The following is a 7,836-nucleotide window of genomic DNA, read 5'->3' as shown; positions in this document are numbered from 1 at the left end:
GCTCCTGCTGCTTATGGATCGAGTAATCGATCTTCTCGAGATAGTCGCTCGCAGCCAGACTAAGCGCGCTCGGTTGACTTACGAGAACCGCGTCGATGGTGACGCTATTGGTTTTCACCATGAGCCCAACCTGCGCCGGGTTGATATCCTGGTAGACGGGCGTCACTTTGATCCCGGTCTCCGCCTCGAAAGGCTTCACAAAGGCACTGATAATAGCGTCAGCGAAATTGCCGGCGCTCATGTTCAGCCGCAGCTCGCCGGATGCCGCCGATACCCTGGCCGCGGACGATATCGTGCCGACCGCGATAGCGGACGACGTTGCCTGGATGAAACGCCTGCGGTTCACAAAATGCCTCACGTTTACCCTCCTCGCGTTCTCTCCGGCTACCAGAACGCTGGCTTCTCCCTCACGCAAATACTACCAATTCCAGGAGTCGAATTTCCCCGATTTATCGCTTCAAGCAGCCGAATTTCCGCATGCTCGCGATCCAGAGTACGGGCGGCGAGGCTCTGACGAGGCAGTCATGCTACTGCCTAGTATTTCTGGTGTGATCTGCATCCATCACCAGACAAGCGATAGATTGAGCTCTCGATTTCTCTAGGATGACCTACCCCAACGTCGCGCCCTGCCTCACGCGAGTTCTTGGTCGCGCCGTATGTCAGCTGCAATTAGCCCGGATGGGAAAGTATGGTAGCCACGACCAAAGGCGCGCGCACACAACCGGCCCCCAACCTGCCGCGATATTTCACGGCGCACTGAGGACGAGCGGCTTAGCGCTCGTCCCCAGCGCGCCAATCCAACCAAGCCATCTTGGCGACGGCGCCGATCCCTCGAAGCGGCTCCGGGGGAATCCAGCTAGGACCGGCGAGACTTAGCCGCTCGGTCAAAAGAGGCGATTGAGAACCACAAGCCATCTCCGCCAAAAGCTTTCCATGAATTGTTCCTCTGAGGACGCCTGCGCCGTTGCACCCAACTGATGCATAAAGCCCTGGTCGGATTTCTCCAAAGTAAAATTCGCCGTTGTGCGTAATAGCTGTGGCACCTCCCCACACATGCTCGAACTCGTATGATCGCATCCCCGGAAAGCGCCGTCGAAACAAGCTCGTCAAAAGGGACCGTACTTTATCGACGTTCGTCTCATTGGCGTATGACCAGCTACTTCGTATTAGAAGGCGTCCCAATACTTTCCTCATGGTCGTCCCCATGCCATGGGCCGGGACTACTCCCCAGCTTGGCGCCTTGCCGAGGCGGCCAAGCTCCTCCTCATCCAATGGTGGGGTTAGCGCGCCATAGGTGAAGACGGGGATCATTCGGTTTAGCGAGGGTCGAAATGCGCCCGCGTGCGTGTTGTTGGCAACAAATACGCGATCGGCTACAAAGGTCCCGCGAGTTGTGCTGACCCGGAAAGGGCCACTGCTCTCGATATCCTCTACAGCCGTTTTCTCAAGGATAAGAACGTTGGACGGAAGGGTTTCCGCGAGACCACGAATAAGCGCCGCCGGTTGTACCAGAACGCGCGCGTTCAGTTGGTAGGCGTATTTGTAATACTCAGTTCCTATGAGCCCGGCGATCTCCTTGGCATCATACTCCAGGGAATCCATGTTCCACTTCTTGAAAGATGTGGCCGCTTCTCGAGCAGCGCGCTCTCCTTCGCGGGTCGCGGCCGCGGTGATGCGCGGAGCTTCTTCGTCCCAATCGCAATCGATTTTGTAGTCCGTCACCAACATCCGCAACCAATTAAGGCCCGCAGTCGCGATGCTAACCTTTCGAATTGCATCGTCATCAGCCGAGCCGTATGCGTTTGCTTTTGGTGCGCTGGGGTAGACTAACAGGTACCCTGAGTTTCGGGCCGACAAACCTTCCCCGATCTGCAAGGCTTCGATAACAAGGATTTCTCGGTTTGGCATCAATTCGGCCAACCGGCGAGCCGCCGCCAAGCCGGTGTAACCTGCTCCAACTACGATTGCATGGAATCTATTCTCTCTTGGAGGTTGCGCATGTGGAGCACGCGGAGGGAGTAAGGCATTCCATCCCGACGTCGTCGCATGCCGAGGAAGACGCCTGAAGTTGCTCATTTTCTATTTCTCATCACGCTGTTTTCCAGCCGGGCAGACGCTCCGCAGACGTCTGTCACAGTCGAAATCTGACCAAGCATTGCCGAACTTCTCTCGGCGCTGAGTAACGATGCCGCTCTGGTAGTTCTCTCAATGACTGACGTGGCGTTATCGCCCAAGCCGCTTTCACCTCGAAGACATTGGACGGCATTCTTTCGAAGAAGGTCGAGGTCTGCGCCAGATCGAGCAGCAGAGGGCGCGCTGCTTGGGAGTCCGCTCCTCTAGGAGGCAACATACTCATCGAGGTAGGCGGCCGAGACGCTGACTGTAACGAGGTTTCGACTTTGATCGATGCAATGAGCCGCGCACAGGCGATTAAATTCCGCGCTCTTCCGCTCTTTTTCGACGGATTTCAGCGGCTGGCTCCTGAGGTGCGTGTAGAGCACTCGAAGCAGCCCTTCAAGCCAGTTCATCGGCGGCATCGCGGATCGCCCCATAGATCGCGCCATGATCTGCCGCCGTTACGCAATAAGCGGCATCACGTAGATTGTATTACCAAGTGGGCGCACCAGCAGATCCCGATTTGCGGCGATGAACAGGACATCTGAGGCCTCGCTGATTCGCTACATCTCTCTTAGCACCAAGGCGGGGTACATCAGCATTCCGCCCACTCCCAATACCAGGGGATCCACTAGAAACACGGCTGGAATTTCGTTTCGACATGCGGACTCGAGCGCATCGAGCGTCACCTGCTCACGACCGCTCGCAGGGAACGGGATTGATGTGACGTCGAACAGCAGAGGGCCGTACGCGCGCGTTGAATACGCCCCGGGCGCCGACCGACATCGCTCCAACCGTGTCGCCGTGATAGGAAGTGCTGCATTCGACAATGCGTATTCGCTGTTTGCCCACGACGGGTAGGCCCCACCGCTCAATAAGCGCCCGGCCATTCAGCGGCACCATCAGTCCGCCCGCGCCTTCGATCACAAGCGGCCGCTCTCCAGTCTCCGGCACATGGAGCGAGTCTACGTCAATACGACCTCCATCAATTTCCGCAGAATAATGGGGCGAAGCGGGCGATCGAAGACGGTAGAGCTCCGGCACAATGCGATCGGCCGAGAAACTGCCCAGCCGAGCGACGACCTCAGTATCGGTCTCTCCTTCGAGCCCGGCCTGAATCGGCTTCCAGTAGTTTGCACCGAGGAGATGGGCGAGGCTGGCGGAAAAAACCGTCCTTCGAATACCGGTATCTGTACCGGTCACCACGATCCGCTGACTCATTGAGACCAGCCCCTCGGGCTCGTCAGCGAGCGCATCGAGCATTGCGTTGAGTGTCACTGAAATGCGCAAACGGGCGGTGCCCGCCGGCACGATCGGGGCCGGATGCCGCGGATATCAAAGCCGCGGGTCTGCAGGGCAGCGGCGAGCCGCATTGCGCGTGCATTGTCCCCAACGATATAGGGCACGATCTGTGAGTCCGACCGGCTCCGAAGACCGCGCACACGAATCTCTAGATTTGTAAAGTCAACTAGATTGGCGAGACGCTGCTGTCGCTCAGCTTCCTGCTGGGATCACGAGTGCCTCCCGCACGGCGATGGCCATCAATGGTGACGGCGCGGTCGCGACGATAAATGGACGACAGCGGTTAACCAGAAATCGCGCAGCGCGCGTGGGACAGTCACGAGTGCGCCGGCATCACCCAGCGCTTTGCTGCAGGTATGCACCACCAAGACATTCTCGCGTCTCTCATACGGCGCACTCAGTCCTCGTCCGCACTCACCCTAAACTCCAGTAGCATGAGCCTCATCTATCATCAGAACGCGTCGTATCGCTCGGCGACGGCCCTGAGCTCTTTCAGCGGCGCGAAATCGCCGTCCATACTGTAAAGACTTTCGATCACGATCCAGGCCCGGCCGGTTCTCCCCTTCGCACGCTACTCCTGAATTATATCGCTCGATCGCCTCCGGGTCGTTGTGGGGGCGTATTCCTAGGTCCGCTCGACTCGCTTTCGCGCCTTCATGAATACTTGCATGCACGAGAGAACCGAGAACAAGCCGATCATCCCGCTGCGGCAGCGTCGTCAGGGTTGCAAAGTTTGCAACATAACCGCCGCCAAAGAAGAGCGCTGTCTCCGCCCCGAAGAACTGCGCCGCCTCTGCCTCCAGCTGTTCATGCTCCTCGCAATTTCTGCGCAAAGGCCGCGACCCGCCTGGTCCGATCGGTGTGCCAGCATGCAGTGCTGTGGAGACAGCATTTTTCATAGCCGGCGCGCTTGTGAGCGCCAGATAGTCGTTCGATACGAAATCGATCCCTGCGCGCGGTTTGAGGCCGCGCAGCCCGGCCATCTTCCTTCAGCGCACGCAAGCTGCTCCGCCCTTGATGCATGGATAGGATTCATTCTTCACTCCCGGAATCGTTTCCAATCGCGCAAAAATGTCGATTGGTTGCCAAGAACAAAACCTTTAGAACCGGCCCCTCGGACTTTAGCCAGACAACATGTGATTTTTTCGATCAACCGAGACAACGCGCGGTTCGAAGGGTTCTTGCTTCCGATTCATTAAAGGAGGCATATGCAACGATAGTAACAGTTTCCCCTGGGGCATCGCGAGTCGTGCCGCCGCACCATTTAAGTCTATGGTGCCAGAACCACGGGCGCTTCGATAACATAGGTTGCGAAGAGCCCTCCGGTTTCGATATTGTGGATTTCGACTCGTTCGCTGATCACAATTCCTGCGGCATCCAGCAGCGCGCGATCAAGCGCGATCGAGCCTTCATGGTGCAGATCTGGTCACCAAGGCGCGATGGATCTTGCCCTTCATTAACGTAACCTGCATTTCTTGCCTAAGCCGAGGAGTTCTTACCAGCGCGCTCACTTATCTGTTTCATTCAGCCCGGATGCGATGCCGAGCCGCTCAAGCAAATTCGCGTCGCGATCTCGCTGCGGGTTTTTGGTGGTCAATAGTACATCTTCGACGAATATTGAATTCGCGCCGGCAAGAAAGCACAGCGCCTGGAGTTCATCGGCCATATATTGCCGCCCGGCAGATAACCGCACCACGCTCTTCGGATCATGATCCGGGCCGCCGCGATGAGGCGTACCACTGCGATAGGATCCGGACGCCGTCTCATTGACTGGCACGTCCTTGACCTCGTTCCACAGGTTGATCGGCACGCTGTCCGGATGACTGGGGAGATTTGCCAGCAGCACTAGCATGGCGAGGCGGTCATCGACGGACTCGCCCATCCCGACAATGCCGCCACAGCATATCTTGATGTCTGCCTTGCGCGCATGTTCAAGGATTTCTATGCGGCTATTCAGAGTCCGGGTGCTGATGAGCTTGCCATAGAACTCTGGTGAGGTATCGACGTTGTGATCGCAGAAGTCGAGCCCGGCCTCAGAGAGGCGTGCGGCCTGCTTGATCGTCAGCATGCCGAGCGCGACGCAGGTCTCCATCCCGAGATCTTTAACAGCGGAAATCATCTCGCAGACCTGCTCAAGGTCGCGGGCTTTTGGACTGAGACAAGCCGCGGCCATGCAGAAGCGGCTTGCGCCTGCATCCTTGGCTCGCGCCGCGCCGCGGCGACCACATTGGCGCAATTCATCAGACGGGTGGCTTTCAGGCCGCTCGAGTAATGTGCGCTCTGCGAACAGTAACCGCAGACTTCCGGGCAGCCGCCGGTCTTGATGCTGAGCAGGCTTGCGGTTTCGACGCGGTTCGGATCGAAGTTGTCGCGATGAACGTTCTGCGCTCGAAACATCAGATCGGCGAATGGAAGACGATAGAGCGCTTCGGCCTCATCGCGCGTCCAGTCGCCGCGAACCGGCGCACTGCTGACGTTGTCGTCCTCCCCGCACCAACACCAGCAACCATAAGACTTGCTTTCAAAGCGACAAACCGATCATAGATATCGACGACAATTATCGACTAGCTGGTCACGAATCGATGCTAGCTGAACCTTCAATGAGACGGACACTCCTTGGGAAGTGCTTCGACCGGCCTGCAGTGACTGTCGCAGGCTCGGTTCGGCGTCAACCCGAAAAACTGCAACATGGTGGCTTCCCCGATGATTTTCGAGCCGAGCCACTTCGTAGGATTGGCGCTCGCCTGAACAACCGATGCCGAATCCAGCACCAACGATAGATAATCTATGACGGCTAAAAACACGACGCTTGCATGGCGCATCATGGAAACGATTGGCGAGCGCATCATCCGTGGTGAGCTGCAGCCGGGCGCCCCGCTTCGTCAGGATCATGTCGCGCGGGACTTCAATTCCAGTCACGTCCCAGTGCGCGAGGCCTTCCGCCAACTAGAGGCGCAACATCCTATCGTAGCCGTGCCTCGTCGCGGTATGCGGGTTGCTCCGCTCGAAACGAAGTCGGTGTGAAAGAGATCGCAGAGGTGCGCGCAGCGCTCGAGGTGGTCGGGTTGCGCAATGCTGCTCCAAAGCTCACATCAACACTTGTCACGGGATTGAGCTCGTTTTGATCGAAGCGGACCATGCCCAGACGATTCAGGAGTTTGAGATGGCTAACCGAGCCTTTCATCAGGCGCTGGTGGCGCCCTGCGCGATGCCGAGGCTACTCGCCAGCTTGAATGGGCTACAGCTTGCAAACTCTAGATTGGTGTTCGCGATGGCGCGCAGTGCCGGGTGGCAACCGAGGTCGAACCTGGATCATCGGCTCATAGTGCAAGCACTGCAAGCGCGCGAGCCCGACAAAGCTGTCATCTGCTCGCCCGCCACATTCAAACGATTGAACGTCTTGCCCCTTACGGCTTCTGACCAGGCTGAGCTCCGGCGCGTTCCGTTTCAGACCGCATTACAATGAAAAAAAATGTCAAGCCACCGGTCATCTTGCGCGCGAAACGGAATGCGGCGAGTGGTGTTGCGGCGATCTAGCCCCCAGGACGCTTATGCGAACACTTCCGATGTCACCTTACGGCACTCATGATTCGTCGCATCGTCTTGTTCACTGCGAAAGACAAGGCCCATATCGACCAGATCATCGCGGGCCTGTCGGTTCTCACCACAATTGCGCATGCACGCCGGCTTGAGTTGGCACGCAATCGCCAGCGGTAACGACGGTCTATGGTGGGTTCGACAGTGAGACGGAACTGGCAGCATACAAAGCACATCACCTGTACCAGGAATCGATCAGGCGTGTACGACTACTCCGAGAGCTGCGGTTCGCGGCCGACTTGCCAGTAGATGCGCGTTCAGCTTGAAGCGTAATGACGAGCCATGTGGCTCGGAGCACTTCCTACTGGCCGGGGTAAACTTGAAGAACACTGTCGTGCGACAGAGGATTCCATTTGATCTTCAGTACGCTGACGTGCGAACCGCTATCGGTGCGGGACGCGGGCCCACGCCTTATTGACGACTTGATGCACGTCTGCGGAATGGATTGGATTGAACCTGTGGCAGCGATGCGATGTCTCTCGCAACGAGCGTTGCTCATATCTGACGGGCGATCCGTTCAGCACCTATCTGGTCGAGGACGGGCAGGCGCGTTGTAGTGGAGAGGAACTCACGGGAAACCCATGGGAGGTGCTTCACAGCCTGCTCGGCAAGTATCCGCAAGAGCATCGGCCCGATCTTCCACCCTTCCAGGGAGGCGCAGCCGGCTTTTGCCGATCTCAATAGAACTTTGGAGCGATTGCCACTTCCGGCAAATCCCGGTCTTCGTTCGCCCCAATCCATCCTGCATCTCTATGGTGTGGTCGTTAGCATCGATCACCGTGATCGCAGATGCTGGATTGTCTCTACCGGATGGCCGAAGCA

5 protein-coding genes and 4 pseudogenes are annotated in these 7,836 nt (G+C 57.7%); 2 read left to right on the top strand and 7 right to left on the bottom strand.

The annotated features are described in order from the left end of the window. The 7 genes and pseudogenes from CWO91_RS29790 to CWO91_RS29755 all read right to left on the bottom strand — a co-directional run. A pseudogene (locus tag CWO91_RS29790) lies at positions 1-358 on the bottom strand (ABC transporter substrate-binding protein); the annotation flags it as partial. A 413-nt stretch (positions 359-771) separates the two neighbouring features. Further along, the gene (locus CWO91_RS29785; RefSeq protein ID WP_130218691.1) at positions 772-2,076 is read right to left on the bottom strand and encodes an NAD(P)/FAD-dependent oxidoreductase; all 1,305 of its coding nucleotides are present in this window, start codon (positions 2,074-2,076) and stop codon (positions 772-774) included. 260 nt (positions 2,077-2,336) lie between these two features. Further along, positions 2,337-2,537, bottom strand: a complete 201-nt coding sequence (locus tag CWO91_RS29780; protein WP_130218689.1) for a hypothetical protein — start codon at positions 2,535-2,537, stop codon at positions 2,337-2,339. A 271-nt stretch (positions 2,538-2,808) separates the two neighbouring features. Continuing rightward, entirely contained in the window at positions 2,809-3,336 is a 528-nt protein-coding gene (locus tag CWO91_RS43830; protein ID WP_208753082.1) for an ATP-dependent dethiobiotin synthetase BioD, read from the bottom strand. A 9-nt stretch (positions 3,337-3,345) separates the two neighbouring features. Next, positions 3,346-4,440, bottom strand: a pseudogene (locus tag CWO91_RS43825) (8-amino-7-oxononanoate synthase); the annotation flags it as partial. 98 nt (positions 4,441-4,538) lie between these two features. Then, positions 4,539-4,780 (bottom strand): annotated as a pseudogene (locus CWO91_RS29760) (aspartate 1-decarboxylase). Between the two features lie 144 nt (positions 4,781-4,924). Continuing rightward, a complete protein-coding gene (locus CWO91_RS29755) occupies positions 4,925-5,590 on the bottom strand; it encodes a biotin synthase BioB (protein WP_245471423.1) in 666 nt (221 codons plus the stop codon). Between the two features lie 614 nt (positions 5,591-6,204). Between CWO91_RS29755 and CWO91_RS29750 the strand changes: the two are divergent. Next, positions 6,205-6,837, top strand: a pseudogene (locus CWO91_RS29750) (GntR family transcriptional regulator). 627 nt (positions 6,838-7,464) lie between these two features. Further along, entirely contained in the window at positions 7,465-7,698 is a 234-nt protein-coding gene (locus CWO91_RS45570) for a hypothetical protein (RefSeq protein WP_433995583.1), read from the top strand. Positions 7,699-7,836 lie beyond the last annotated feature (138 nt).

The organism is Bradyrhizobium genosp. SA-3 (assembly GCF_004212635.1).
Classification (GTDB): domain Bacteria; phylum Pseudomonadota; class Alphaproteobacteria; order Rhizobiales; family Xanthobacteraceae; genus Bradyrhizobium.
Note: the sequence above shows the minus strand (reverse complement) of the source record. Positions and strands in the feature narration are given on the sequence as shown.

Coding starts and splice junctions, on each gene's coding strand:
- CWO91_RS29785 (WP_130218691.1), bottom strand. CDS start 2,076: ATGAGCAACTTCAGGCGTCTTCCTCGGCATGCGACGACGTCGGGATGG.
- CWO91_RS29755 (WP_245471423.1), bottom strand. CDS start 5,590: ATGGCCGCGGCTTGTCTCAGTCCAAAAGCCCGCGACCTTGAGCAGGTC.
- CWO91_RS29780 (WP_130218689.1), bottom strand. CDS start 2,537: ATGCCGCCGATGAACTGGCTTGAAGGGCTGCTTCGAGTGCTCTACACG.
- CWO91_RS43830 (WP_208753082.1), bottom strand. CDS start 3,336: ATGAGTCAGCGGATCGTGGTGACCGGTACAGATACCGGTATTCGAAGG.